The organism is Streptomyces sp. NPDC051776, assembly GCF_040681345.1.
Lineage (GTDB): Bacteria > Actinomycetota > Actinomycetes > Streptomycetales > Streptomycetaceae > Streptomyces.
Map to the genome: position 1 here is coordinate 16,561 of NZ_JBFAYQ010000015.1, position 25,059 is coordinate 41,619.

Annotated in this window: 24 protein-coding genes; 22 read left to right on the plus strand and 2 right to left on the minus strand. The window is 71.4% G+C overall.

Going from position 1 to position 25,059, the window contains the following annotated elements; all coding sequences use genetic code 11:
• Window positions 1–230: 230 nt before the first annotated feature.
• Window positions 231–1,454: a signal recognition particle-docking protein FtsY gene (ftsY, locus tag AB0M26_RS14475; protein WP_365259868.1), complete on the plus strand. Its 1,224-nt coding sequence runs from the start codon at window positions 231–233 to the stop codon at window positions 1,452–1,454.
• Window positions 1,455–1,726: 272 nt separating this feature from the next.
• Here ftsY and AB0M26_RS14480 read toward each other — a convergent pair whose 3' ends face one another.
• Window positions 1,727–2,398 carry a bifunctional DNA primase/polymerase gene (locus AB0M26_RS14480; protein ID WP_365259872.1) on the minus strand — a complete coding sequence of 224 codons (672 nt, stop codon included), beginning with the start codon at window positions 2,396–2,398 and terminating at the stop codon, window positions 1,727–1,729.
• A gap of 438 nt (window positions 2,399–2,836) precedes the next feature.
• Here AB0M26_RS14480 and AB0M26_RS14485 point away from each other — a divergent pair, with 438 nt between their 5' ends.
• The 5 genes from AB0M26_RS14485 to ffh all read left to right on the plus strand — a co-directional run bounded on the left by AB0M26_RS14485 (window position 2,837) and on the right by ffh (window position 10,785).
• Complete coding sequence (locus tag AB0M26_RS14485; RefSeq protein WP_365259875.1) at window positions 2,837–4,327, plus strand: hypothetical protein; 1,491 nt, start codon at window positions 2,837–2,839, stop codon at window positions 4,325–4,327.
• Window positions 4,328–4,844: 517 nt separating this feature from the next.
• Complete coding sequence (locus tag AB0M26_RS14490) at window positions 4,845–6,206, plus strand: ammonium transporter (RefSeq protein ID WP_365259878.1); 1,362 nt, start codon at window positions 4,845–4,847, stop codon at window positions 6,204–6,206.
• Complete coding sequence (locus AB0M26_RS14495) at window positions 6,203–6,541, plus strand: P-II family nitrogen regulator (protein WP_360846688.1); 339 nt, start codon at window positions 6,203–6,205, stop codon at window positions 6,539–6,541. The genes AB0M26_RS14490 and AB0M26_RS14495 overlap by 4 nt, the downstream gene beginning before the upstream one ends.
• Before the next feature lie 62 nt (window positions 6,542–6,603).
• Window positions 6,604–9,102 carry a [protein-PII] uridylyltransferase gene (locus tag AB0M26_RS14500; protein WP_365260149.1) on the plus strand — a complete coding sequence of 833 codons (2,499 nt, stop codon included), beginning with the start codon at window positions 6,604–6,606 and terminating at the stop codon, window positions 9,100–9,102.
• Window positions 9,103–9,213: 111 nt separating this feature from the next.
• Entirely contained in the window at window positions 9,214–10,785 is a 1,572-nt protein-coding gene (ffh, locus tag AB0M26_RS14505) for a signal recognition particle protein (RefSeq protein WP_365259881.1), read from the plus strand.
• Window positions 10,786–10,888: 103 nt separating this feature from the next.
• Here ffh and AB0M26_RS14510 read toward each other — a convergent pair whose 3' ends face one another.
• Window positions 10,889–11,740 (minus strand): SAM-dependent methyltransferase, encoded by an 852-nt coding sequence (locus AB0M26_RS14510; RefSeq protein WP_365259884.1) that lies wholly within the window; start codon window positions 11,738–11,740, stop codon window positions 10,889–10,891.
• A gap of 263 nt (window positions 11,741–12,003) precedes the next feature.
• On the opposite strand from AB0M26_RS14510, the gene proS reads away from it, so the two are divergent.
• The 16 genes from proS to dprA all read left to right on the plus strand — a co-directional run bounded on the left by proS (window position 12,004) and on the right by dprA (window position 24,944).
• On the plus strand, window positions 12,004–13,419 hold the full coding sequence (gene proS, locus AB0M26_RS14515; protein ID WP_365259887.1) for a proline--tRNA ligase: 1,416 nt from the start codon (window positions 12,004–12,006) through the stop codon (window positions 13,417–13,419).
• Between the two features lie 246 nt (window positions 13,420–13,665).
• Window positions 13,666–14,256, plus strand: a complete 591-nt coding sequence (locus AB0M26_RS14520; RefSeq protein WP_360846699.1) for a hypothetical protein — start codon at window positions 13,666–13,668, stop codon at window positions 14,254–14,256.
• Between the two features lie 215 nt (window positions 14,257–14,471).
• Entirely contained in the window at window positions 14,472–14,915 is a 444-nt protein-coding gene (rpsP, locus tag AB0M26_RS14525) for a 30S ribosomal protein S16 (RefSeq protein ID WP_365259891.1), read from the plus strand.
• A 2-nt stretch (window positions 14,916–14,917) separates the two neighbouring features.
• The gene (locus AB0M26_RS14530) at window positions 14,918–15,157 is read left to right on the plus strand and encodes an RNA-binding protein (RefSeq protein WP_009190870.1); all 240 of its coding nucleotides are present in this window, start codon (window positions 14,918–14,920) and stop codon (window positions 15,155–15,157) included.
• Between the two features lie 174 nt (window positions 15,158–15,331).
• On the plus strand, window positions 15,332–15,853 hold the full coding sequence (gene rimM, locus AB0M26_RS14535) for a ribosome maturation factor RimM (RefSeq protein ID WP_365259895.1): 522 nt from the start codon (window positions 15,332–15,334) through the stop codon (window positions 15,851–15,853).
• Window positions 15,850–16,671 (plus strand): tRNA (guanosine(37)-N1)-methyltransferase TrmD, encoded by an 822-nt coding sequence (gene trmD, locus AB0M26_RS14540; RefSeq protein ID WP_365259898.1) that lies wholly within the window; start codon window positions 15,850–15,852, stop codon window positions 16,669–16,671. The genes rimM and trmD overlap by 4 nt, the downstream gene beginning before the upstream one ends.
• A 131-nt stretch (window positions 16,672–16,802) precedes the next feature.
• Window positions 16,803–17,153: a 50S ribosomal protein L19 gene (gene rplS / locus AB0M26_RS14545; RefSeq protein WP_360846709.1), complete on the plus strand. Its 351-nt coding sequence runs from the start codon at window positions 16,803–16,805 to the stop codon at window positions 17,151–17,153.
• 44 nt (window positions 17,154–17,197) lie between these two features.
• Window positions 17,198–17,983 (plus strand): signal peptidase I, encoded by a 786-nt coding sequence (lepB, locus tag AB0M26_RS14550; RefSeq protein WP_365259903.1) that lies wholly within the window; start codon window positions 17,198–17,200, stop codon window positions 17,981–17,983.
• The gene (gene lepB / locus AB0M26_RS14555; protein ID WP_365259906.1) at window positions 17,976–19,043 is read left to right on the plus strand and encodes a signal peptidase I; all 1,068 of its coding nucleotides are present in this window, start codon (window positions 17,976–17,978) and stop codon (window positions 19,041–19,043) included. The genes lepB (AB0M26_RS14550) and lepB (AB0M26_RS14555) overlap by 8 nt, the downstream gene beginning before the upstream one ends.
• Complete coding sequence (gene lepB / locus AB0M26_RS14560) at window positions 18,979–19,890, plus strand: signal peptidase I (protein ID WP_365260152.1); 912 nt, start codon at window positions 18,979–18,981, stop codon at window positions 19,888–19,890. Before lepB (AB0M26_RS14555) ends, lepB (AB0M26_RS14560) begins: the two co-directional genes overlap by 65 nt.
• A gap of 38 nt (window positions 19,891–19,928) precedes the next feature.
• Entirely contained in the window at window positions 19,929–20,684 is a 756-nt protein-coding gene (gene lepB, locus AB0M26_RS14565; protein WP_365259909.1) for a signal peptidase I, read from the plus strand.
• Window positions 20,668–21,198, plus strand: coding sequence for an NUDIX hydrolase (locus AB0M26_RS14570; RefSeq protein WP_365259912.1), 531 nt, complete (start codon window positions 20,668–20,670; stop codon window positions 21,196–21,198). Before lepB (AB0M26_RS14565) ends, AB0M26_RS14570 begins: the two co-directional genes overlap by 17 nt.
• 54 nt (window positions 21,199–21,252) lie before the next feature.
• Window positions 21,253–21,579: a DUF2469 domain-containing protein gene (locus AB0M26_RS14575; protein WP_360846720.1), complete on the plus strand. Its 327-nt coding sequence runs from the start codon at window positions 21,253–21,255 to the stop codon at window positions 21,577–21,579.
• A gap of 109 nt (window positions 21,580–21,688) precedes the next feature.
• A complete protein-coding gene (locus tag AB0M26_RS14580; RefSeq protein WP_365259915.1) occupies window positions 21,689–22,063 on the plus strand; it encodes a YraN family protein in 375 nt (124 codons plus the stop codon).
• On the plus strand, window positions 22,063–23,676 hold the full coding sequence (locus AB0M26_RS14585) for a YifB family Mg chelatase-like AAA ATPase (protein WP_365259918.1): 1,614 nt from the start codon (window positions 22,063–22,065) through the stop codon (window positions 23,674–23,676). The genes AB0M26_RS14580 and AB0M26_RS14585 overlap by 1 nt, the downstream gene beginning before the upstream one ends.
• Window positions 23,673–24,944 (plus strand): DNA-processing protein DprA, encoded by a 1,272-nt coding sequence (gene dprA, locus AB0M26_RS14590; RefSeq protein WP_365259921.1) that lies wholly within the window; start codon window positions 23,673–23,675, stop codon window positions 24,942–24,944. The genes AB0M26_RS14585 and dprA overlap by 4 nt, the downstream gene beginning before the upstream one ends.
• Window positions 24,945–25,059 lie beyond the last annotated feature (115 nt).

A 25,059-nucleotide genomic window follows, 5' to 3' on the forward strand; every position in this document is an offset into this window, starting at 1 on the left:
GTGCGCTCTCCCGGGGCTCCGGGAGGCGGCGAAGACCGCACGGCCAGCGCGACGGTGGCCGCCCAGCCCAGGGGAGTCAAAAGGGCCGGGAGAACGCCAGGCGCCCCGCACGGCCCCGAACCGGTGTAGGGGGCACGGATGTGCGGCCGGACGGTGCGTTTTGTCACGTTTGCTGCCGTAGCTGCCCGAGGGCTCGCCATCGCGGCCGTGTGGCCGATACTGGGTCCGTTATGGACACCGTCATCCTTGCTGTAGTCATCGCCGTGATCGCGCTCGTCGCGATCAGCGGGCTCGTGATCGGCAGCCGCCGGAAGAAGCGGCCGGAGAGCCCGCCGAGTTCGCCCACCATCACCGCGCCCCCCGCCGAACCGCACGTCGGCGACGAGGCCGAGACCCCGCGCGACGAACCGCGCCGCACCATCGAGGAAGTCGGCCTCCCCGAGGCGGAGGCCGAGGCCCCGGCCCCAGGGGCGCCGATCGTCACCGAGCCGGTTCCGCCGGTCGAGGTCCCCGAGCCGACGGCAGGCCGCCTCGTACGGCTGCGGGCCCGGCTCTCCCGCTCCCAGACCACCTTGGGCAAGGGCCTGCTCGGCCTGCTCTCCCGCGAGCACCTCGACGAGGAGACGTGGGAGGAGATCGAGGACACGCTGCTGACCGCCGACGTCGGGGTCGCCCCGACCCAGGAGTTGGTCGAGCGGCTGCGCGAGCGCGTCAAGGTGCTCGGTACACGTACGCCCGAGGAGCTGCGCGGCCTGCTGCGCGAAGAGCTGCTCAAGTTGATCGGCACCGAGGCCGACCGCTCCGTGCACACCGACGGGTCCGTGGGATCCGCCGACGGTGAGGAGGTCCCGGGCATCGTCATGGTCGTCGGCGTCAACGGCACCGGCAAGACCACCACCACCGGCAAGCTGGCCCGGGTGCTCATCGCCGACGGGCGCAGTGTGGTCCTCGGCGCGGCCGACACCTTCCGCGCCGCGGCGGCCGACCAGCTCCAGACGTGGGGCGAGCGCGTCGGCGCCCGTACGGTCCGAGGGCCGGAGGCCGGCGACCCGGCCTCGGTCGCCTTCGACGCGGTGAAGGAAGGCATGGCCGAGGGCGCGGACGTCGTCCTCATCGACACCGCGGGTCGGCTGCACACCAAGACCGGACTGATGGACGAGCTGGGCAAGGTCAAGCGGGTCGTCGAGAAGCACGGGCCGGTCAGCGAGGTCCTGCTGGTGCTCGACGCCACGACGGGGCAGAACGGCCTGGTGCAGGCGCGGGTCTTCGCCGAGGTCGTGGACATCACCGGAATCGCGCTCACCAAGCTGGACGGAACCGCCAAGGGCGGCATCGTCGTGGCCGTGCAGCGGGAACTGGGCGTGCCGGTGAAGCTCGTCGGGCTGGGCGAGGGGGCGGACGACCTCGCGCCGTTCGAGCCCGAGGCGTTCGTGGACGCGCTGATCGGCGACTGAGCCGACCGCACTCCCGAGGCGGCTGAAGTCCCGGGCCCCGCCGCAGAGCTCCGATGCGGCGGGGCCGGGGCTTTGGCTTCCGGCGTCCCTGCGGCGTCCTATGGCGGCTCCCGCGCCGCTTCCGGGGCATCCGGTGGGCGGGCGGGCTCCGGCGTTGCGGGCGCACGAGACGTACCCGGCGCACGAGACGTACCCTGCGCACGAGACGTACCCTGCGCCACTTCGGACCGCTCCTCGACGGACAGGGGGCTGCCGGTACGGGACCGGGCTGGTCAGGCCACCGAGCGGTGGCAGGCGTACGCGAGCGTGCCGAGCAGAAGACGGGCCTGCGGCGGACGGCCCGCGGTGTCCAGGGCCGGGGGTCGCAGCCAGCGCACCGGCCCCAGCCCGCCCAGGTCGGAGGGCGGCGCGGTGATGTGGCTGCCGGCGCCGATGCCGTGCAGGTCGAGGCCGGTGTCGTCCCAGCCCATCCGGTAGAGCAGCTCGGGGAGTTCGGTCGCTCCGCCGGGCGCGACGAAGAACTGCGCCCTGCCGTGCGGGGTCACGACGACGGGGCCGAGCGGAAGTCCCATCCGCTCGAGGCGGACCAGGGCGTGCCGCCCCGCCGTCTCGGCGACCTCGATCACCTCGAACGACCGGCCCACCGGCAGGAGCACGGCGGCGCCCGGTACCTCCGCCCAGGCAGCTGTGACCTCGTCGAGCGTGGCACCCGCCTTCACCTCGGGCGCGAAGTCGAGCGGGTGGGCTCCGGGGCGGGGGCAGCGGGCCGTCCCGCAGGAGCACTCGCCGTGGCCGTCACCGGGGCCCCGCTTGGCGCGGGCACCGGGTGCCACGTCCCACCCCCACAGGCCGGTGTACTCCGCCACGGCCGTGCACTCGGTCGCACGGGCACGCCTCCGTGAGCCGGACCGCATGTCGCGGATGCCGCCGATCGTGAAGCCCATGCCCCCTCCAACGGGTCTCTGCCGCCGATGGTTACGTCATGGAGTCTCGCCGTGACCGTCCGTCGTCATCCCGTCTCCGTGGCGGCGCGGCGTGGCTCAGCGGGTGGTGTGCGTCGGAGTGTGCGCTCCCCTATGCGCCTCTCCGCCCTCTTGTCGTCGCCCTGTGTCAAGTGAATCGCGAAGCGCTGCGGGTGAGTTCATTCGAAGGGGTGGCGAATGGTGGCGTTTCCCGGAATCGCCTCGCGAGCATGGTGATCGCGGGACTACGTTGAGTGCACGAACTCCGTTGAGTGCGCCCGCTGTTGGGTATGCCGGTGGCATGACGCTCCGTCTCCCCGCCCTCCCCGCAGGCCACTTCGCGGGACAGGACGCCGTACGAAGCGGCATTCTGTTGGACGGTTCGCGGACGACATCGAAGTGTGGGTTGGGGGCGTTCCGGTGAGCGGCAACGGCGGTAGCGGGTCGAGCGCCGACAAGCGCCCCAATGAGCAGCTCGGGTCGTGGTTCGTGCGCAGCGGCTGGTCGAAGGGCGAACTGGCGCGCCAGGTGAACCGCCGCGCCCGCCAGATGGGGGCGCACCACATCAGCACGGACACCTCCCGTGTGCGCCGCTGGCTCGACGGGGAGCAGCCGCGCGAGCCCATTCCGCGGATCCTCTCCGAGCTTTTCTCCGAGCGATTCGGCTGTGTCGTCGCCATCGAGGAGCTCGGGCTGCGCGCCGCCCATCAGTCACCCTCCGTCTCCGGCGTCGACCTCCCCTGGGCCGGCCGGCAGACGGTCGAGCTGATCAGCGAATTCTCGCGAAGCGACCTGATGCTGGCGCGGCGGGGCTTCCTCGGCACTTCCCTCGCCCTCGCGGCGGGCCCCGCCCTCATCGAGCCGATGCAGCGCTGGCTGGTGCCCGGCCCGCCCGCTGCGCCGGCCGAGCCCCCGGTGGTGACGGCCCGGGCGGCACCGCGCCGCGCGACCAAGCTGTCCGGGCCGGAGCTGGATCTGCTCGAGGCCACCACCCGGATGTTCCGGCAGTGGGACGCGCAGTGCGGTGGCGGGCTGCGCCGCAAGGCGGTGGTGGGCCAGCTCCATGAGGTCACCGATCTGCTGCAGGAGTCCCAGCCCGAGGCGGTCTCCGCCCGCCTGTTCAAGGTCGCCGCCGAACTCGCCGAGCTGGCGGGCTGGATGAGCTACGACGTCGGTCTCCAGCCCACCGCGCAGAAGTACTTCGTCCTCGCCCTCCACGCCTCCAAGGAGGCCGGGGACAAGTCGCTCGGCTCGTATGTGCTGTCCAACATGAGCCGCCAGATGATCCATGTCGGCCGGCCGGACGACGCCCTGGAGCTGATCCACCTCGCGCAGTACGGCAGCCGGGACTGCTCGACCGCGCGGACCCAGGCGATGCTGTATGCGATGGAGGCCCGGGCGTACGCCAACATGGGCCAGCCCAACAAGTGCCACCGCGCCGTGCGGATGGCCCAGGACACCTTCGCCGAGATCTCCCGGTCCGACCACGAACCGGACTGGATCCGGTTCTTCTCCGAGGCCGAACTCCACGCCGAGAACGCACACTCCTACCGCGACCTGGCCTATGTGGCCGGGCGCAGCCCGACATACGCCTCGCTCGCCAGGCCCGAGATGGAGCGTGCCGTCGAGCTGTTCGGCGAGGACGACATCCACCAGCGTTCGTACGCCCTCAACCTGATCGGCATGGCCACCGTCCATCTGCTGGAGAAGGAGCCCGAGCAGTCGGCGGCCGCGGCTGAGAAGGCCCTCGTCGTCGCCAAGCGGGTGCGGTCGGAGCGAGTGAACACACGGTTGCGCAAGACCGTGGACACCGCCGCCCGGGACTTCGCGGACGTGGCCGAAGTCGTCCACGTCGCCGATCAGCTCGCGCTGCACCTCCCGGACACCATCGAGACGGCCCAGGCGGTCTGACCGGCCCCGTTCGGCCCTGACGAAACCTTCCCGGGCTCGGACCGGGCCTTTCCGGGGCCCGAGTGGACCGTTCCTGAGCGGACCCTCCCGGGCGCGCAGACGCTTCTGCCGGAGCGAACGCCCGCCGGATTCCGGCCCTCGGCCATCGGCGCCGGTGTTACGCAGGCCGGTCCCGGCCCTTCCCGGAACAACCGCACCGTCACAGTGCCGTCGCTCCCCGTTCCCGCCGAGCCGGCGGAGCGCTGCCGTTCCGTACGCCCAACTGGCTCCTTTTCCGCAGGTCAGCCGGTTGGGTGTGGCCTCAGCTCCGGGTACTCGCGGCAGAGTATCGGCGGTGCCGCGCGGACCACCGGCAGTTCATCCGCGCGTAACACGCCCAGGCTCTTCGTCACGGCGGCGAAACACCGTGCGGCATCGACTGAAACCGGCCTGCGTCAATGTCGAGGCGCATAACCGGCCCACCCCCCTCCGCTTCAGGCACCGCCCGCACGGGCCGCACGACGACGAGGAGACGCCGATGCCCCCAGGCATCACCACACTCGCCGCAGACGCTCCCGAGTTGTCTGCCGCCAACACCGGATTCATGCTCATCTGCTCTGCCCTGGTGATGCTCATGACCCCGGCCCTCGCCTTCTTCTACGGAGGCATGGTCCGCGTCAAGAGCACCCTCAACATGCTGATGATGAGCTTCATCAGCCTGGGGATCGTCACCATCCTGTGGGTGCTGTACGGCTTCAGCATGGCCTTCGGCACCGACTCCGGCAGCGTCATCGGCTGGTCGTCCGACTTCGTCGGACTGAGCGGTATCGGCCTCACCGAGCTCTGGGACGGCTACACGATCCCGATCTATGTGTTCGCCGTCTTCCAGCTCATGTTCGCGATCATTACACCGGCCCTGATCAGCGGCGCTCTCGCAGACCGCGTGAAGTTCACCGCCTGGGCGCTGTTCATCGCGCTGTGGGTCACGGTCGTCTACTTCCCGGTCGCCCACTGGGTCTGGGGAGCGGGCGGCTGGCTCTTCGAGATGGGCGTGATCGACTTCGCGGGCGGTACGGCGGTCCACATCAACGCCGGTGCCGCGGCCCTCGGTGTGATCCTGGTGATCGGCAAGCGCGTCGGCTTCAAGAAGGACCCGATGCGGCCGCACAGTCTGCCCCTGGTGATGCTCGGCGCCGGTCTGCTGTGGTTCGGCTGGTTCGGCTTCAACGCCGGTTCCTGGCTGGGCAACGACGACGGCGTGGGCGCGGTGATGTTCGTCAACACCCAGGTCGCCACCGCCGCCGCGATGCTGGCCTGGCTCGCGTACGAGAAGATCCGCCACGGCGCGTTCACCACCCTCGGCGCCGCCTCCGGCGCGGTCGCGGGCCTGGTCGCCATCACCCCGTCCGGCGGCTCCGTCAGCCCGCTCGGCGCTATCGCCGTCGGCGCAGTCGCCGGTGTGCTGTGCGCGATGGCCGTCGGCCTGAAGTACCGCCTGGACTACGACGACTCCCTCGACGTCGTCGGCGTCCACCTCGTCGGCGGTGTCGTCGGCTCGCTGCTCGTCGGCCTCTTCGCCACCGGCGGTGTCCAGTCCGACGCCAAGGGCCTGTTCTACGGCGGCGGCCTCGATCAGCTCGGTAAGCAGGCCACGGGCGTCTTCGCGGTCCTCGCGTACTCTCTCGTCGTCTCCGCGGTCCTTGCCTTCGCCGTCGACAAGGTGATCGGCATGCGGGTCTCCGAGGACGTCGAGGTCTCCGGCATCGACCAGGACGAGCACGCGGAGACGGCGTACGACTTCAGCGGAGCCGGCGGTGGCTCGGTGGCCCGCAAGGCCGCCCCCGCCACGGACAAGGACGCCCCCGCCGCACCCGCGGCGAACAAGAAGGTGGACGTATGAAGCTCATCACCGCAGTCGTGAAGCCGCACCGGCTCGACGAGATCAAGGAGGCCCTGCAGGCCTTCGGAGTGCAGGGCCTGACCGTCACCGAGGCCAGTGGCTACGGGCGGCAGCGCGGCCACACCGAGGTCTACCGCGGCGCTGAGTACACCGTCGACCTCGTCCCGAAGATCCGCATCGAGGTGCTGGTCGAGGACGCGGACGCCGACCAGCTCATCGATGTCGTCGTGAAGGCGGCGCGCACCGGCAAGATCGGCGACGGCAAAGTCTGGAGCGTCCCGGTCGACTCGGCGGTCCGCGTACGGACCGGCGAGCGCGGACCGGACGCACTCTGACACCGACCGGACAAGGAGCCCGAGTGACGGCGGAAAGCCTCGACGAGAAGAGCCCCGGAGCCATGGGGAAAGCGTCCGACTCGGGACCCGGCAGCTATGCGGCGGCCCGGCTGCATCTCCTCCAGGAGGGGACGCAGTCGGGGTCGCCGCGCCGTGCTGCCCTGGCCGGTCTCACCGACGACTGGCTGGCCGGGCTGCTCCGCCGGGGTGCCCGGGACGCCGGTCTCGGTGGTGTCTCCCTGGTGGCCGTCGGGGGCTACGGCCGCGGCGAACTCTCCCCGCGCAGCGACCTCGACCTGCTCCTGCTGCACGACGGGACGGCGGACGCCGGTGCGGTGGCCTCGCTGGCCGACCGTCTCTGGTACCCCGTCTGGGACCTCGGGCTCTCCCTCGACCACTCCGTCCGCACCCCCGCCGAGGCCCGCAGGACCGCGGGGGAGGACCTCAAGGTGCAGCTCGGCCTGCTCGACGCCCGCCACGTCGCGGGTGATGCCGCGCTGACGGCCGGGATGCGCACCGCCGTTCTCGCCGACTGGCGCAACCAGGCCCCCAAGCGGCTGCCCGAACTGCTGGAGCTGTGCCAGGAACGGGCCGAGCGCCAGGGCGAGTTGCAGTTCCTGCTGGAACCCGATCTCAAGGAGGCGCGGGGCGGTCTGCGCGATGTGACCGCGCTGCGCGCGGTGGCCGCCTCCTGGCTCGCCGACGCGCCCCGCGAGGGGCTGGAGGCCGCGCGGCGGAATCTGCTGGACGTCCGCGACGCGCTGCACCTGGCCACCGGCCGGGCCACCGACCGGCTGGCCCTCCAGGAACAGGACCAGGTTGCCGCCGGTCTCGGCCTGCTGGACGCCGACGCGCTGCTCCGCCAGGTGTACGAGGCCGCTCGCCGCATCGCGTACGCCGGGGACGTGACCTGGCGCGAGGTCGGACGGGTGCTGCGCGCCCGGGCGGCGCGGCCGAAGCTGCGCTCCCTGCTCGGCGGCCGCACGGGCCGTCCGCAGGGCGAGTACGAGCGGACGCCGCTCGCCGAGGGCGTCGTGGAACAGGACGGCGAGGTGGTGCTCGCCCGCACCGCGCGCCCCGACCGCGACCCCGTGCTCCCGCTGCGGGCCGCCGCCGCGGCGGCCCAGGCCGGACTGCCGCTCTCGCTGCACGCCGTACGGCGCATGGCCTCTGCCGCGCGGCCCCTGCCCGTACCGTGGCCGGCCGAGGCCCGGGAGCAGCTGGTCACCCTGCTCGGCGCGGGCGCGCCCACGGTACCGGTGTGGGAGGCGCTGGAGGCGGGAGGACTGATCACCCGATTCCTGCCCGACTGGGAGCGCGTACGGTGTCGGCCTCAGCGCAACGCCGTCCACCGCTGGACCGTCGACCGTCATCTGGTGGAGACCGCCGTACGGGCCTCCGCGCTGACCCGCCGGGTCAGCCGCCCCGATCTGCTGCTGGTCGCGGCCCTGCTGCACGACATCGGCAAGGGCTGGCCCGGCGACCACTCGGTCGCGGGTGAGGTCATCGCCAAGGACGTGGCGTCGCGGATCGGCTTCGACCGCGCCGACACCGAGGTCCTGGCCACCCTCGTACGTCACCATCTGCTGCTCGTGGAGACCGCGACGCGGCGCGATCTGGACGATCCGGCCACCATCGCCTCGGTCGCCCGGGCTGTCGGCGGCGCCGGCACCCTGGAGCTGCTGCACGCACTCACCGAGGCCGACGCGCTGGCCACGGGACCCGCGGCATGGAGCTCCTGGCGCGGCTCCCTGGTCGCAGATCTGGTGAAACGTGTCACCGCGGTGCTCGCGGGCGAACCCGTCGAGGACCAGGCGGCGACCGAGGAGACCACGGCCGAGCAGGAGCGTCTGGCCGTCGAGGCCCTCCGTACGGGAGGGCCCGTACTGGCTCTCCACGCGCAGACCGAGCCCGCGCTGCCGGGTGAGGAGGAGGGCGGTACGGGCGACGCGGACGCCCGGCCGGAACCGGTCGGGGTGGAGCTGCTCATCGCCGTGCCCGACCAGCGGGGCGTCCTGCCCGCGGTGGCCGGGGTCCTGGCCATGCACCGGCTGACGGTCCGCGCCGCCGATCTGCGCGCCGTCGAACTGCCCGATGCCGCGGCGTCGCAGGAGCCGGGCGGGCAGCGGCCGGGCGATGTGCTGCTGCTCAGCTGGCGGGTGGCCGCCGAGTACGGTTCGCTGCCGCAGGCCGCGCGGCTGCGCAACGACCTGGTCCGCGCCCTGAACGGCTCGCTCGACATCGCCGCCCGCCTCGCCGAGCGCGAGGCCGCCTACCCGCGCCGCCGCGGTGTGGATGCCCCGCCGCCGCGGGTGACCGTCGCCTCGGCCGGCTCCCGCCTCGCCACCGTCATCGAGGTGCGCGCCCAGGACGCGCCCGGGCTGCTGCACCGCATCGGCCGGGCGCTGGACGCCGAGGCGGTACGGGTGCGCAGCGCCCACGTCAGCACCCTCGGCGCAAACGCGGTCGATGCGTTCTACGTCACGGATCCGGCCGGCGGTCCGCTGCCGGACGGGCAGGCCGCACAGGTCGCCCGTGCCGTGGAGAACGCCCTGGCGTGAGTCCCTCGGCCGGTGCCCGGTGCGGTACGGGGCAGACCGCACCCGGGCCGTACGGATACCCTTGGGAGTCATCTGCCCGACCGCTCCCCGATCCGAGGATTCGCGACCGCCGTGTTCGACACTCTTTCCGACCGCCTCGCAGCGACGTTCAAGAACCTCCGGGGCAAGGGCCGCCTCTCCGAGGCGGACATCGACGCCACGGCGCGGGAGATCCGTATCGCGCTGCTCGAGGCGGACGTCGCGCTGCCCGTGGTGCGGGCCTTCATCAAGCAGGTCAAGGAGCGCGCGCTCGGCGCCGAGGTCTCCCAGGCGCTGAACCCCGCCCAGCAGGTCATCAAGATCGTCAACGAGGAGCTCATCGGCATCCTCGGCGGCGAGGCACGACGACTGCGGTTCGCCAAGCAGCCGCCGACGGTGATCATGCTCGCCGGTCTGCAGGGTGCGGGCAAGACCACCCTCGCCGGAAAGCTGGGCCGCTGGCTGAAGGCGCAGGGCCACACGCCGGTGCTCGTGGCCGCGGACCTCCAGCGCCCGAACGCGGTGAACCAGCTCAGCGTCGTGGCCGAGCGCGCCGAGGTCGCCGTATTTGCACCGGAGCCCGGCAACGGTGTCGGGGATCCGGTGCAGGTCGCCAAGGACTCGATCGAGTTCGCCCGCTCCAAGCAGCACGACGTCGTGATCGTCGACACCGCCGGACGCCTCGGTGTCGACGCCGAGATGATGCAGCAGGCCGCGGACATCCGGGACGCGGTCAGCCCCGACGAGATCCTCTTCATCGTCGACGCGATGATCGGCCAGGACGCGGTCAACACCGCAGAGGCGTTCCGCGACGGCGTCGGCTTCGACGGGGTCGTGCTCGCCAAGCTCGACGGCGACGCCCGCGGTGGTGCGGCGCTGTCGATCGCGCACGTCACCGGCCGCCAGATCATGTTCGCCTCCAACGGCGAGAAGCTGGACGACTTCGACGCGTTCCACCCGGACCGCATGGCGTCCCGCATCCTCGGCATGGGCGACATGCTCAGCCTGATCGAGAAGGCCGAGCAGACCTTCAGCCAGCAAGAGGCCGAGAAGATGGCCGCCAAGCTGGCGAAGGGGCCCAAGGAGTTCACGCTCGACGACTTCCTGGCCCAGATGGAGCAGGTCCGCAAGATGGGCTCCATCTCCAAACTGCTCGGGATGCTCCCGGGCATGGGCCAGATGAAGGACCAGATCAACAATCTCGACGAGCGGGACGTGGACCGCACGGCGGCGATCATCAAGTCGATGACCCCGGGCGAGCGCCAGGACCCGTACATCATCAACGGCTCGCGCCGCGCCCGTATCGCCCGGGGTTCCGGCGTCGACGTCAGCGCCGTGAAGAACCTGGTGGAGCGCTTCTTCGAGGCCCGCAAGATGATGTCGCGCATGGCTCAGGGCGGCGGCATGCCGGGGATGCCCGGGATGCCGGGCATGGGCGGCGGCCCCGGCCGGCAGAAGAAGAAGCAGAAGCAGGCCAAGGGCAGGCAGCGCAGCGGCAACCCCATGAAGCGCAAGGCCGAGGAGCAGGCCGCGGCGCAGCGCAAGGCTGCCGGCGCCGGCAGCCAGGAGGGCGGCGCGTTCGGCCTTCCCGGCGCCGGCCAGGACGCGAGCTCATTCGAACTCCCCAAGGAATTCCGGGACATGCTCCCGCCCCAGGACAAGTAGGCGGGCGCTGTGGTGCGTTGACGCGCCACGACACGTTGCGGCCGCGGCCGGGAGACCAGTTCCCCGCCGCGGCCGTTGTCGCGGGCCTGCACGCCGTCGGGGGTCAGACGCGGGCGATGAGGTAGCGGAAGACGTTGGGCATCCAGACCGTTCCGTCCGGGCGGGTGTACGGGTGCAGGGCCTCGGTCAGCTCCTTCTCGACCTGCGCCTGGTCCGTGGCCTCGGCGGCCGCGTCGAACTGGCCGGTCGACAGCAGGCCGCGTACGGCACTGTCCATGTTGGCGTACCCGAACGGGCAGGCCACCCGGCCCGAGCCGTCGGGGCGCAATCCGGCCTGCCGGGCCAACTCCTCCAGGTCGTCCCGGCCACCGGGCTGCCGACCGCCTCCGGGAGCGGGCAGCGGTTCCGCGAGCCGGGACGCGATCCGCAGTACCGACGCGGTGGCGCACCGCTCGGCCGGGCCCCAGCCGGCCAGGACGACCAGTGTGCCGCGCTCGGCGGCCGCCGCCGCCTCCGCCAGCGCCACCACCAGGTCGCCTCCGGTGTACGCGTGCGGGTCGAACGCCGTCACCAGGTTGAACGGGGCGCCACCGGGATCGGCGACCTCCTCTGCTGTTCCGCCCAGCCGTCTCGACGGGCCGGCCGCCGTCCCGCCCGGCCCGTCGGGGCCGGGGAGCAGCCGTTCCCGCGCCAGCGAGAGCCGCTGCGGATGGGCGTCGGTGCCGGCGACGGTCGCGCCCCGCACGGATGCCATGAGCAGTGCCAGGCCGGAGCCGCATCCCAGGCCCAGCATCCGGGTCGAGGGGCCGACCTCCAGGCGTTCGTACACCGCCTCGTACAGCGGCACCAGCATGCGTTCCTGGATCTCCGCCCAGTCGCGGGCGCGCGCGGAGCCCGCGGGATCCGGAGGGGAAACGGGGTGAAGGTGGTGCTGCGACACGAGCGTGGGTGTCATCGATGCGCCCCAATCCGCCGAGAGCCGTTGCCGTCCTACGCCTGATCCGCCCCCGTGAAAGTGTGCATTCAGCCAAATCCCCCGGCGCCGTTCCGGGCCGCAACCCGAGGGCCGGGGATCCCCGATGCCAGGTAACTGCCGATCCGTCCGGGAGTCCAGGGGTTGTGCGAGGGTGCTTGTGTGCACCCTCCGTGCGCCCCCTGTGTCAGCCCGTGCACCCTCCGATTCACATTTCAGGGTGACACCCCCGTACCATCTCCGCCATGGCAAAAGCTCCCGTGCTCACTCCCCAGGCGGAGGACTTCCCGCGCTGGTACCAGGACCTGATCAACAAGGCCGAGCTGGCCGACAACGGCCCGGTGCGCGGCACCATGGTCATCCGGCCGTACGGCTACGGCCTGTGGGAGCGGATGCAGCAGGACATGGACCGCCGGATCAAGGAGGCCGGTGCGCAGAACGCGTACTTCCCCCTCTTCATCCCGCAGTCCTACCTGACCAGGGAGGCGGAGCACGTCGAGGGCTTCGCCCCCGAGCTGGCCGTCGTCACCCACGGCGGCGGCAAGGAGCTGGAGGAGCCGGTCGTCGTCCGGCCCACCTCCGAGACGATCATCAACGAGTACTTCTCGAAGTGGGTGCAGAGCTACCGCGACCTGCCCCTGCTCATCAACCAGTGGGCCAACGTGGTCCGCTGGGAGATGCGTCCCCGGCTGTTCCTCCGCACATCGGAATTCCTCTGGCAGGAAGGCCACACCGCCCACGCCACGTACGAGGAGGCGCGGGACTACGCCGCCCGCATCCACCGTCGCGTCTACGGCGACTTCATGGAGGACGTCCTGGCCATGGACGTGGTCCTCGGCCGCAAGACGGCCAAGGAGCGCTTCGCGGGCGCCATCAACACCCTCACGCTCGAAGGCATGATGGGCGACGGCAAGGCGCTGCAACTGGGCACCAGCCACGAGCTCGGGCAGAACTTCGCCAAGGCCTTCAACACCCAGTACCTCTCGAGGGACGGCAAGCAGGAGCGCGTCTGGCAGACCTCCTGGGGCAGCACGACCCGCATGATCGGGGCCCTGGTGATGATGCACGGCGACGATGACGGCCTCCGCGTCCCGCCGCGCCTGGCCCCCGTCCAGGTCGTCGTCCTGGCCATCAAGGGCGACGACGCGGTGATCGCCGCCGTCCGCGAGATCGGTGACAGGCTCGCCGCGGCAGGACTACGCGTCCAGGTCGACGACCGCACGGACACTCCCTTCGGCCGTCGCGCGGTGGACTGGGAGCTCAAGGGCGTACCGGTCCGCATCGAGATCGGCCCCAAGGATCTGGCGGGCGGTACGGCGATGGTCGCCCGCCGTATCCCCGGCGGCAAGGAGCCGGTGCGGACCGAGGCCCTGGAGACGCTGCTCCCGAAGATCCTCGAGGACGACCAGGCGCTGCTGCTGCGCCAGTCCCGCGAGCGCCGCGAGGCGCGCACCTCCGATGTGACCACGATCGAGGAGGCCGCGGAGGCGGCGGTGGCGGGCGGTTGGGCCCGGATCCCATGGGCGGTGCTCGGCGAGGAGGGCGAGGCGAAGCTGGCCGAGCAGTCGGTGACCGTGCGCTGCCTGGTGGGGGAGGACGGGTCCGTACCGGGCTCCGACGACGCCCCCGGCACCCTCGCCGTCGTCGCCCGCTCCTATTGATCGCCCGGCCCCGCGGTCGCGGGGCCTCGATGTCCCGGGCAGGACGCGCTCCGGTGTCGCAGATTTTCTACGCACGGGGGCGTACGGGCCGGTACGCACCGGCTTGGCAGGAGCTGCGCCGCTCCTCCACAGATCTGCGGATCCTGCCCTCGTCACGGCGCATGAACCGAAACTGACTGGTACGTGCAAAATATTTGGGATGGCCCGGAATCGGAACACCAGGGCACCTCGGATCGTTCTTACGACGTGAGCACGACACCACCTGTTCTCGCGGCGGAGTTGGCGCAGGCGTGGGCCGACATTCAACGGCACCACCCCGAGCTGCCGGATCTTGCCGCCCCCGAATCGCTGATCGGAGAATCCTCGTCCGCCTGCGGCGCGGAGCTCTCCTTCGAACGGCTGCTCCACGAAGCCGTCCACGGCATCGCCGCCTCACGCGGCGTTCGTGACACCTCGCGGGCCGGCCGTTACCACAACCGCAGATTCCTCGCGATCGCCGAGGAGCTCGGGCTCGACCATCCCGATGAGCCGCACGCCAGCAGCGGCTTCTCCCTGGTCGTACTCAGCCCCGACGCGAAGAAGCGCTACCGCACCACCATCGAGCGGCTCCAGCGCGCTCTCAAGGCGCACTCGGTCGCCACGACGGCGGACACCACCCGCAGCTTCCGGGGACCTGCCGCCCGGCACGGCTCCTCCGGCGGCGGGGTGCGCGTGAAGGCGGTGTGCGACTGCGGGAGGAATGTGCGGGTCGTTCCGTCCGTGCTCGCCCAGGCGCCCATCGTCTGCGGCGGGTGCGGCAAGCCCTTCCGGATCCCCGAGACGGCTGCGGCCGCCTGACAGCGCGTCGTACGGCCCCGTAGTGACCCCTCGCGGTCACCCCGGGGCGTACGGCGGTGTGTCCGCGGTGTGGCACAATGGTCCGCTGAGTACTCGGCAGCCGGACCGGATCCCTCTCTCCCTCGGCTGACGCGTCCACCGGGCGCTCGGATCCCACAACCCCACGTGGAAGCCGTTGCGCTCAAACACGTCGTAGAGCAGGAGACACCACACCCGTGGCAGTCAAGATCAAGCTGAAGCGCCTGGGCAAGATCCGGTCGCCGCACTACCGCATCATCGTCGCCGACTCCCGTACCCGCCGTGACGGCCGGGCCATCGAGGAGATCGGTCTGTACCACCCGGTGCAGAACCCCTCGCGCATCGAGGTCGACACCGAGCGTGTCCAGTACTGGCTGGGCGTCGGCGCGCAGCCGACCGAGCCTGTGATGGCCATCCTCAAGGTCACCGGCGACTGGCAGAAGTTCAAGGGCCTGCCCGCCCCGGAGCCGATGAAGGTCGCCGAGCCGAAGGCCGACAAGCGCGCCCTCTTCGAGGCCGCCGCCAAGGAGACCGGCGACGAGCCGAAGGGTGAGGCCATCACCCCGAAGACGAAGAAGGCCGAGAAGAAGGCGGACGCGGCGGCCGAGTCCGCTGAGTCCACCGCGTCGACCGAGGCCTGAGGATGCTCGAGGAGGCCCTCGAGCACCTGGTGAAGGGCATCGTCGACAACCCCGACGACGTGCAGGTCGCCTCGCGCAACCTACGGCGGGGCCGCGTACTGGAGGTCCGGGTCCACCCCGAGGACCTCGGCAAGGTGATCGGCCGCAACGGCCGCACCGCGCGTGCTCTGCGCACCGTCGTCGGCGCCATCGGCGGCCGTGGTGTCCGCGTCGATCTCGTCGATGTGGACCACGTCCGCTGAGCGGCGCGGAGTACACCGGCTGAGGCCGGGGAGGGCCTGGCCCTCCCCGGCCTTTGTCGGCACCAGCCGCCCGCGGCGGCGTTCCACAGCAACCGTCCACCCGGAACCTCGACGGCGAGGTCACCGCGTCCGCCCGAGGCGGAGGGGCCGGAGCCGCAAAGGGGAGCAGCAACAGTGCAGTTGGTAGTCGCGCGGATCGGCCGCGCCCACGGCATCAAGGGCGAGGTCACGGTGGAGGTGCGCACCGACGAGCCGGAGCTGCGGCTCGCGCCCGGTACCGTCCTGGTCACGGACCCCGCCTCGGCCGGCCCGCTGACGATCGAGAGCGGCCGCGTCCACAGCGGGCGACTGCTCCTGCGCTTCGAGGGGGTGCACGACCGTACCGGCGCCGAGGCCCTTCGGAACACCCTGCTCATCGCGGAGGTCGACCCGGAGGAGACCCCCGAGGACCCCGAGGAGTTCTACGACCACCAGCTCATCGACCTCGATGTGGTGACAGTGGACGGCACCGAGGTCGGGCGGATCGCCGAGATCAGCCATCTCCCGTACCACGACCTGCTGATCGTCAGGCGCGCCGACGGCAGCGAAGTCATGGTGCCGTTCGTGAGCGAGATCGTGCCGGACATCGACCTCGAGGAACAGAAGGCGGTCATCGACCCGCCACCGGGCCTCCTGGACGAGGGTGAAACGGCATGAGACTCGACGTCGTCACGATCTTCCCGGAGTACCTGGAGCCGCTGAACGTCTCCCTGGTCGGCAAAGCGCGCCGGCGCGGACAGCTCGATGTGCACATCCACGACTTGCGGCAGTGGACCCACGACCGGCACAACACCGTGGACGACACCCCCTACGGCGGCGGTCCGGGCATGGTCATGAAGCCCGAGCCGTGGGGCGAGGCGCTGGACGCGGTCATCGAGGCGGACGCCGGTCCGGAGGGGGCAACGCCCACGCTCGTCGTCCCGACCCCGAGCGGGCGCCCGTTCACCCAGGAACTCGCCGTCGAACTCGCCGAGCGGCCCTGGCTCGTCTTCGCACCCGCCCGCTACGAGGGCATCGACCGGCGCGTGATCGACGAGTACGGCGAGCGACTCGAGGTGCACGAGGTCTCCATCGGCGACTACGTGCTGGCCGGCGGCGAGGCCGCGGTGCTGGTGATCACGGAGGCGGTCGCCCGGCTGCTGCCCGGCGTACTCGGCAACGCCGCCTCGCACCAGGACGACTCCTTCGCACCCGGCGCGATGGAGAACCTCCTGGAGGGCCCCGTCTACACCAAGCCCCCCGAGTGGCGCGGCCGCGGCATCCCCGAGATCCTCCTCAGCGGCCACCACGGCCGTATCGCCCGCTGGCGGCGCGACGAGGCGATCCGCCGCACGGCCGCCAACCGGCCCGAGCTGCTGAAGCGCTGCGACCCGGCAGCTCTGGACAGGAACGACCGGAAGTTCCTCGCCGAGCTGGGCTGGACCGAGGACCCCGAGGGCCGATTTTGGCGGCCGCCGGGTGACGTGGAAGAATAAGCCGCTGCTGTGTGCGTCCGGCGCGCGTCCCCTGCCACAGGGGGAACGGCGCCCGCCCGACGGTGCGGCTCCCGAACTCATCACGACGTACCGCCGATGACCTGTGGCATCGGCGAGGAAAGCAGACGACCATGTCTCACCTTCTCGACACCGTCGACGCGGCCTCGCTGCGCAGCGACGTCCCCGCCTTCCGTCCGGGCGACACCGTGAACGTCCACGTTCGCGTCATCGAGGGCAACCGCTCCCGTGTCCAGCAGTTCAAGGGTGTCGTCATCCGCCGCCAGGGCGCCGGCGTCCGCGAGACCTTCACGGTCCGCAAGGTGAGCTTCAGCGTCGGCGTCGAGCGGACCTTCCCGGTGCACACCCCGATCGTGGAGAAGATCGAGGTCGTCACCCGCGGCGACGTGCGCCGCGCCAAGCTCTACTACCTCCGCGAGCTGCGCGGCAAGGCCGCGAAGATCAAGGAGAAGCGCGAGAACTGAGTTCTCTGCAGGCGTTCTGTCCCGGCCGGATAGGCTCTGGCCCGATGGACACCGACACGCAACCCTCGGAGCGCGACCGCTCTTCCGCCCCCGGCGCGGGGCATGAACACCGGTCGCGCTCCGTGCGTATTCGGGGAGGGGGACGTCCGCGAAGGGAGGCTCCGGGGAAGGAACGGCTCTGCTGGCTCCGGCGGCGTGGCCCGTGGCGCCGCGCCGCTGTGCTCACGGGCGTCTGCGCGGTCCTCGTCGGACTGTTCAGCGCCTGGGTGGTCCAGCCGTTCCTGATCCCCAGCGGATCGATGGAGCCGACGCTGAGGGCCGGAGACCGGGTGCTCGTGAATAAGCTGGCGTACCGTTTCGGTGATGAGCCGCGGCGGGGCGATGTGGTGGTGTTCGACGGCACCGACTCGTTCGTCCGCGGCGAACCGACCGGGGACCCGGTGACGGGACTGCTGCGGGAAGGGGCGGCCGCGGTGGGCCTTGCCGAGCCGGACGAGACCGACTTCGTCAAACGCGTGGTCGGCGTCGGCGGCGACCGGGTCACCTGCTGCGACAAGCGGGGGAGGATCACAGTGAACGGCGAGGCGGTCGAGGAGTCGTACCTCCATCCCGGCGACGTCCCGTCCCGGGTGCCCTTCGACATCGTGGTGCCCGAGGGCAAGCTGTGGATGATGGGGGACCACCGCAGCGCATCCCGGGACTCGCGCGACCATCTCGGCGAGCCCGGAGGGGGCATGGTGCCTGTGGACCGGGTCATCGGCAGGGCGGACTGGATCGGCTGGCCGCACGACCGGTGGACCGAGCTCGACCACGGGCGCGGGCATGGGTAAACGAGGCCGGCCGAAGCATGGGCTGCACCGCATGGACATGCGGCTGCCCACCGGCACGCGCCCGACGACCGGCAGGGTGACGCCCGGGCGGGCCGAGCGCCGCAAGGCGGCGAAGCGGATGAAGCGGCGCCGCCGTACCAAAGCAGTGCGCGAGGTGCCGATCCTCGTAGGAGTCGCGCTGCTCATCGCGCTGGTCCTCAAGACATTTCTCGTGCAGGCCTTCGTCATCCCCTCCGGCTCCATGGAGCAGACCATCCGCATCGGCGACCGGGTGCTGGTGGACAAACTCACGCCGTGGTTCGGGTCCAAGCCGGAGCGCGGCGATGTGGTGGTCTTCAAGGACCCGGGCGGCTGGCTGGAGAAGGAGCAGACACCGCCCAAGGATGACCCGGTCGTCATCAAGCAGAGCAAGGAGTTCCTGACCTTCATCGGTCTGCTGCCCTCGGAGGACGAGCAGGACCTGATCAAACGGGTCGTCGCCGTGGGCGGGGACACTGTCAAGTGCTGCGGCAAGGACGGGCGGGTCACCGTCAACGGCATGCCGCTGAACGAGCCGTATCTGCATCCCGGGAACGCCCCGTCCGAGATGAAGTTCTCGGTGACCGTCCCGCCCGGGCGGATCTTCGTCATGGGCGATCACCGGGACAACTCCGCCGACTCCCGCTTCCACCTGAACGAACCCGGGAACGGTACGGTTTCGGAGGATCTTGTCGTCGGCAGGGCCGAGGTCATCGCCTGGCCGCTCGGCCACTGGCGTCGTCTCGAGGAACCCGGCACATATGCCTCCGTGCCCGACTCGGGCGGTGCGTCGACGGCTGCGGGCTCCGCTGCCCCTAGGCTGTCGTTCGGGCCCGATGGGTCCCCAAAGTCCCCGGACGTGCAAGTGGCGCCCCTTCTCCCGAGCCCTGCGGAACTCCCGCTCGTTATGGGAGTGGTGGGCCTGCACCGTGCATGGGGCAGGCGGCAGCGCGGAGTGAGGAGTGGATGTGGGGGATTTGGCGGTCGGCGCACGATCCGGTCACGAAGAGCCCGAGAACCAGCCGGCAGAGCGGCGCGATGAGCTCGCTGAACCACCCGCGGCAAAGGAGGACCGCAGCCGCGTGAAGCAGCAGAGGAGCAAACAACGCTCCTTCTGGAAGGAGTTGCCGATCCTCATCGGCATCGCGCTGCTGCTCGCCCTCCTGATCAAGACGTTCCTGGTGCAGGCGTTCTCCATCCCCTCGGACTCGATGCAGGACACGCTGCAGCGCGGCGACCGGGTGCTCGTCGACAAGCTGACCCCGTGGTTCGGCTCGGAGCCCGAGCGCGGCGAGGTCGTCGTCTTCCACGACCCGGGCGGTTGGCTCGGCGAGGTGCCGCAGTCCGACGCGGGGCCGGTGGCCGAGGGCATCCAGAATGTGCTGAGCTTCATCGGCCTGATGCCGTCCTCCGAGGAGAAGGACCTGATCAAGCGGGTCATCGCGGTCGGCGGCGACACCGTCGCGTGCAAGGGCGGCAACCAGAAGGTCGAGGTCAACGGCAAGCCGCTGGACGAGCCGTATCTGCGGCCGGGCAGCTCGCCCTGCGGGGACAAGCCGTTCGGCCCGGTGAAGGTGCCGGAGGGCCGGATCTGGGTGATGGGCGACAACCGCCAGAACTCCCTCGACTCGCGTTACCACCAGAACCTCCCGGGCAAGGGCACGGTCTCCGTGGACGACGTGGTCGGCCGGGCCATCGTCGTGGCCTGGCCCCTGAACCGCTGGGCGACGCTGCCCGTGCCGGGCACCTTCGACCAGCCGGGCCTGGGCGCCCAGCAGGCGCTGGGCGCGGCCGGTGCCGTGGCCCCCGGAGCGCTCGGGGTCGCCGGCGCCGTCCCGCTGGTGCTCCGGCGTCGGCGGCGGCTGACTGCCGGGGGAACCGCCGGGTAGGGTGCCGCCCAGATCCCCGACGGACCCGAGGAGCTGGGATGAGCGCTGCGGCACGTACCCGTCGTACGAGCGACGGCCACGGCCGGCTGGGCAGCATGCTGTCCGGCCTGGCTGTGACCGTCGGCTGTGTGCTCTTCCTCGGGGGTTTCGTCCTCGGCGCGATCCTCTACCAGCCCTATACCGTCCCCACGGACTCCATGGAGCCCACCGTGGACACCGGAGCCCGGGTGCTCGCGCAGCGGATAGACGGGGGCGACGTGCGGCGCGGGGACGTCGTCGTCTTCAAGGACGAGTTGTGGGGCGACCTGCCCATGGTCAAGCGCGTGGTCGGCGTCGGCGGGGACAAGATCGCGTGCTGCGACAAGCAGGGCCGGCTGACGGTGAACGGCAAGCCGGTCGCGGAGTCCTACCTGCCCAAGGGCGAGCCGGCCTCGCCGTCCGACTTCGACACCGCCGTACCCAAGGGCCATCTCTTCCTGCTGGGCGATCACCGCAGCACATCCCAGGACTCGCGGGTCCACCTGGCCGACGGCGATCACGGGTCGGTTCCGCGGGGCGCGGTCAGCGCCCGCGTGGAGGCGACGGCATGGCCGCTGGCCGGCTTCGGGATGCTCGCGCAGGCCACCCCGTTCGAGGATCTGCCCGGCGGCATCTCCGAGCCCGGGCCGCTGCGGCCGATCTTCGTGGCCGTGGTGGCGGGTGCGGTGCTGATCCTGGGCGGAGCAGCGTACGGTCCGCTGTCGCGGCGCTCGGGGCGCGGCCGGAAGGGGCGGGCGCGTGTCCGGACAGCCTGAGGCCGCAGCGGCCGAGGGAGGCTCCGTTCCCGCCGGAGAGCGCAAGGTCGCCCGGGTCGTCCTGCTCGACGCCGAGGACCGGATCCTTCTGCTGCACGGCTTCGAGCCCGCCGATCCGTCGTCGACCTGGTGGTTCACCCCCGGCGGTGGCCTTGAGGAAGGCGAGACCCGCGAGCAGGCCGCCCGGCGGGAGCTCGCAGAGGAGACCGGAATCACGGACGTCCGGCTCGGGCCCGTGCTGTGGCAGCGCCACTGCTCTTTCCCGTTCGACGGGCGACGATGGGACCAGGACGAGTGGTACTACCTGGCCCGCACGGACAGGACGGAAACGGAGACGAGCGGCCACACCGACCTGGAACGACGCAGTGTCACGGGGCTGCGATGGTGGACGCGGGCAGAGCTGTCGGCGACGCGTGAGACGGTGTACCCGACCAGGCTCGCCGGACTGCTGGAAACGCTGTTCGACGAGGGGCCGCCGAGCACTCCGGTGATCCTGGCGGCGGAAGTCGTCTAGCGCCCGTGCGTCTGACGCACAATGGGGGGACGCACGGCTGAAGGGGAACATGCCATGAGCGCCGAGGACCTCGAGAAGTACGAGACCGAGATGGAGCTGAAGCTCTACCGGGAGTACCGCGACGTCGTCGGCCTGTTCAAATACGTGATCGAGACGGAGCGTCGCTTCTACCTCACGAACGATTACGAGATGCAGGTCCACTCGGTGCAGGGCGAGGTGTTCTTCGAGGTCTCCATGGCCGACGCCTGGGTGTGGGACATGTACCGGCCTGCCCGTTTCGTCAAGCAGGTCCGGGTGCTCACATTCAAAGACGTGAACATCGAGGAGCTCAACAAGAACGACCTCGAATTGCCGTCCGGCGAATCAGGCTTCAACGAATAACCCGATCGAGTGGCCGGGATATCCACAATCCGCGCGCTGTCCACCGATCTCGACCATGATCCCCTGAACCCCGCCTGATCCGTCACTGTCAGTGGCGGAGGTGGGGCCGATGAACGCGCGAGGAGCGCTCGGCCGCTACGGGGAGGACGTGGCGGTCCGCAAGCTGGCCGAGAGCGGCATGACGGTCCTGGAGCGCAACTGGCGCTGCCGGGCCGGGGAGATCGACATCGTGGCCGCGCACGGCGACGCGGTCGTGGTGTGCGAGGTCAAGACCCGCCGCGCAGGTGCCTACGAGCATCCGATGGCGGCCGTTACCCCACGCAAGGCCGAGCGGCTGAGACAGCTGGCCGAGCGCTGGCTCGCCGACCGCTGGCTAACGCTCCACGACGGACTGCCCGACGGCGGAGTGCGGATCGACCTCGTCGGTGTGCTGCTGCCGCGGCGGGGCGCCCCGGTCGTGGAGCACGTACGGGGGGTGGCGTGATGGCCTTCGCCCGTACCTGCTCGGTAGCGCTGGCCGGGGTCGAGGGCGTGATGGTGGAGGTCCAGGCGGACCTCGAGCCGGGGGTCGCGGCCTTCACCTTGGTCGGCCTGCCGGACAAGAGCCTGGTGGAGAGCCGGGACCGGGTTCGCGCCGCGGTGGTCAACTCGGGAGTGAGCTGGCCGCAGAAGAAGCTCACGGTGGGGCTCAGCCCCGCCTCGGTGCCCAAGGGCGGCAGCGGATTCGACCTTGCAGTAGCCTGCGCCGTCCTCGGCGCCGCCGAGCGGATCGATCCACGGGAGCTCACCGACCTGGTGATGATCGGCGAGCTCGGACTCGACGGCCGGGTCCGGCCCGTGCGCGGGGTGCTTCCCGCGGTTCTGGCGGCCGCGGACGCGGGCTACCGCCAAGTGGTCGTCCCCGAGCGCACGGCGGCCGAGGCGGCGCTCGTCCCCGGGGTCTCGGTCCTCGGCGTGCGCAGCCTGCGCCAGCTCATCGCGGTCCTGACCGACGAAACGGTCCCCGAGGAGGAGGAAATCCGGGACGACGGCAGGCCGGACCCGATGCTCGCGGGGCTCATCCTGCCCGGAGCCGGGACGGGAGCCGGACTCCTGCGCTCCGAGACCGGGCCGGAGCCCGACCTGGCGGACGTCGCCGGACAGGCGGGCCCGCGCCTGGCCCTGGAGGTCGCCGCGGCCGGAGGCCACCACATCTTCCTCAAGGGGCCACCGGGGGCCGGGAAGACCATGCTGGCTGAGCGGCTGCCCGGCATCCTGCCGCCACTGACCCGGGAGGAGGCCCTGGAAGTCACCGCGGTGCACTCGGTGGCCGGGCTGCTCCCGCCCGGCAGGCCACTGGTCGAGTCCGTGCCCTACTGCGCTCCGCACCATTCGGCCACCATGCCCTCGCTCGTCGGCGGCGGGAACGGACTGCCTCGGCCCGGCGCCGTGTCCCTGGCGCACCGGGGGGTGCTCTTCCTGGACGAGGCACCGGAGTTCAGCAGCCGCGTCCTGGACGCACTGCGCCAGCCGCTGGAGTCCGGGCATGTGGTCGTGGCACGCAGCGCCGGGGTGGTGCAGCTGCCCGCACGGTTCCTGCTGGTACTGGCCGCCAACCCGTGTCCGTGCGGCCGGCACACGGTCCGTACGGGCTGTGAGTGCTCGCCTTCCGCGGTCCGCCGCTACCGGTCGCGTCTGTCCGGGCCCCTGATGGACCGGGTGGACCTGCGGGTCGAGGTCGAGGCCGTCGGGCGGAGGGAGCTGATCGGCATGGCGGGCGGCGGCGAATCCAACGAGACCGTGGGCGCCCGCGTACGGGCCGCGCGAGAGCGGGCCGCCGTGCGGATGCGCGACACCCCCTGGCGCCTCAACGGCGACGTGCCCGGGCACGCACTGCGCACCCGATGGCGGCCGGCGCCCGATGCGATGCTGGAGGCCGAGCGCGACATGGAGCGGGGCATGCTGACGGCTCGCGGCCTGGACCGGGTACTGCGTGTTGCCTGGACGGCCGCCGATCTCGCCGGGCGGGACCGTCCCGAGGCACAGGATGTAGTGCTCGCCCTCCAACTGCGGACCGGCGTCGAGCGCGCGGCGGCCCTGACGGGAGGCCCGCGATGAGCGCCGGTGGCGTGACCGAGGCCGCGCCGCCGGGGACCGGGCCGGCGCCAGGGCTGTCGTCCGCGCCGGCGTCAGAGCCAGGAAGTGGGCCGAGGCCGGCGGCCTGCACGGACCAGGAACGCCTGGCGCGGGCCGCGCTCAGCAGGATCGCTGAACCGGGTGACGAGGTCATCGGGGCCTGGCTGCGGGCCATCGGCCCCGTCGGGCTGATGCGGCTCCTCACCAGCGCGGAGGAGCCGCAGCCACCGGAAGTCGCGGGGAAGACGGTGAGCGCGGAGCGGATGGCCGGGTACCGCATCCGGGCCACCGGCCTCGACCCGGCCGCGGACCTCGCCGCGGTGAGCGCGGTGGGCGGCCGCTTCGTATGCCCCGGGGACGGCGAGTGGCCCCGGCAACTCGACGACCTCGGACACGCACGCCCGGTCGGCCTCTGGGTACGGGGACTGCCCTCGCTGCGCAAGTGGGCCCTGCGATCCGTCGCCGTGGTCGGCGCACGGGCCTGCACCGACTACGGCGCCCACGTGGCCGCCTCACTCGGCGCGGGGCTCGCAGAGAGCGGCTGGGTCGTGGTGTCCGGAGCGGCCTACGGCGTCGACGGGGCCGCCCACCGCGGGGCGCTGGCCGCGGACGGCGCGACCATGGGCGTACTCGCCTGCGGTGTGGACGTCGCCTATCCCCGAGGACACACCGAGTTGATCGCACGCATCGCCGAACGCGGCATGGTCATGGCGGAGTTACCGCCCGGCGGACACCCCACGCGCAGCAGGTTCGTGCTGCGCAACCGCGTCATCGCCGCGCTCACCCGGGGCACCGTCGTGGTGGAGGCGCAGTACCGCAGCGGATCACTGGTCACGGCCCGCCGTGCCCAGAAGCTGGGCCGGGTAGTCATGGGCGTACCGGGGCCCGTGACCTCGGGCCTGTCGGCCGGTGTTCACGAACTACTGCGCGGCGAGGCCGCCCTCGTCACCGACGCCGCGGAGGTCAACGAACTCATCGGCCGTATCGGCGACCTGGCTCCCGAGCGCCACGGCCCCGTGGTCGCGAGAGATCTCCTGGATCCCCTCTCGGCCAGGATGCTCGACGCGCTGCCCCGCCGCGCGAGCCGGGACGCGCGGCGGCTCGCGCGGGACGCGGGGACCGGATATGACGAGGCGTTGGCAAAACTGTACGAACTCCAGTCACTGGGGTTCGTCGAACGGCACGGCGAACGCTGGCAGTTGGCACTGAAATCACCGGACTCCGGAGGAGTACCGCGAGGCGGTCCTTGACCTGGGACGTTCGGGTGACAGGGTTGGGCCGATGACCGCAACAGCCGACTTTGTGTCCCGTTCACGACCGCCGAGCCCCCGGGGTGTCGTAACCCTGCAGAGCGGCACGCGGAAC

Excerpts from the sequence above, each read along its gene's own strand:
- AB0M26_RS14580 (WP_365259915.1), top strand. The coding sequence starts at position 21,689 with ATGAACGCGCGAGGAGCGCTCGGCCGCTACGGGGAGGACGTGGCGGTC.
- lepB (WP_365259903.1), top strand. The coding sequence starts at position 17,198 with ATGGACACCGACACGCAACCCTCGGAGCGCGACCGCTCTTCCGCCCCC.
- AB0M26_RS14500 (WP_365260149.1), top strand. The coding sequence starts at position 6,604 with ATGGGGAAAGCGTCCGACTCGGGACCCGGCAGCTATGCGGCGGCCCGG.
- trmD (WP_365259898.1), top strand. The coding sequence starts at position 15,850 with ATGAGACTCGACGTCGTCACGATCTTCCCGGAGTACCTGGAGCCGCTG.
- lepB (WP_365259906.1), top strand. The coding sequence starts at position 17,976 with ATGGGTAAACGAGGCCGGCCGAAGCATGGGCTGCACCGCATGGACATG.
- AB0M26_RS14575 (WP_360846720.1), top strand. The coding sequence starts at position 21,253 with ATGAGCGCCGAGGACCTCGAGAAGTACGAGACCGAGATGGAGCTGAAG.
- AB0M26_RS14510 (WP_365259884.1), bottom strand. The coding sequence starts at position 11,740 with ATGACACCCACGCTCGTGTCGCAGCACCACCTTCACCCCGTTTCCCCT.
- proS (WP_365259887.1), top strand. The coding sequence starts at position 12,004 with ATGGCAAAAGCTCCCGTGCTCACTCCCCAGGCGGAGGACTTCCCGCGC.
- AB0M26_RS14480 (WP_365259872.1), bottom strand. The coding sequence starts at position 2,398 with ATGGGCTTCACGATCGGCGGCATCCGCGACATGCGGTCCGGCTCACGG.
- rplS (WP_360846709.1), top strand. The coding sequence starts at position 16,803 with ATGTCTCACCTTCTCGACACCGTCGACGCGGCCTCGCTGCGCAGCGAC.
- AB0M26_RS14490 (WP_365259878.1), top strand. The coding sequence starts at position 4,845 with ATGCCCCCAGGCATCACCACACTCGCCGCAGACGCTCCCGAGTTGTCT.
- AB0M26_RS14585 (WP_365259918.1), top strand. The coding sequence starts at position 22,063 with ATGGCCTTCGCCCGTACCTGCTCGGTAGCGCTGGCCGGGGTCGAGGGC.
- dprA (WP_365259921.1), top strand. The coding sequence starts at position 23,673 with ATGAGCGCCGGTGGCGTGACCGAGGCCGCGCCGCCGGGGACCGGGCCG.
- lepB (WP_365259909.1), top strand. The coding sequence starts at position 19,929 with ATGAGCGCTGCGGCACGTACCCGTCGTACGAGCGACGGCCACGGCCGG.
- AB0M26_RS14530 (WP_009190870.1), top strand. The coding sequence starts at position 14,918 with ATGCTCGAGGAGGCCCTCGAGCACCTGGTGAAGGGCATCGTCGACAAC.
- AB0M26_RS14495 (WP_360846688.1), top strand. The coding sequence starts at position 6,203 with ATGAAGCTCATCACCGCAGTCGTGAAGCCGCACCGGCTCGACGAGATC.
- ftsY (WP_365259868.1), top strand. The coding sequence starts at position 231 with ATGGACACCGTCATCCTTGCTGTAGTCATCGCCGTGATCGCGCTCGTC.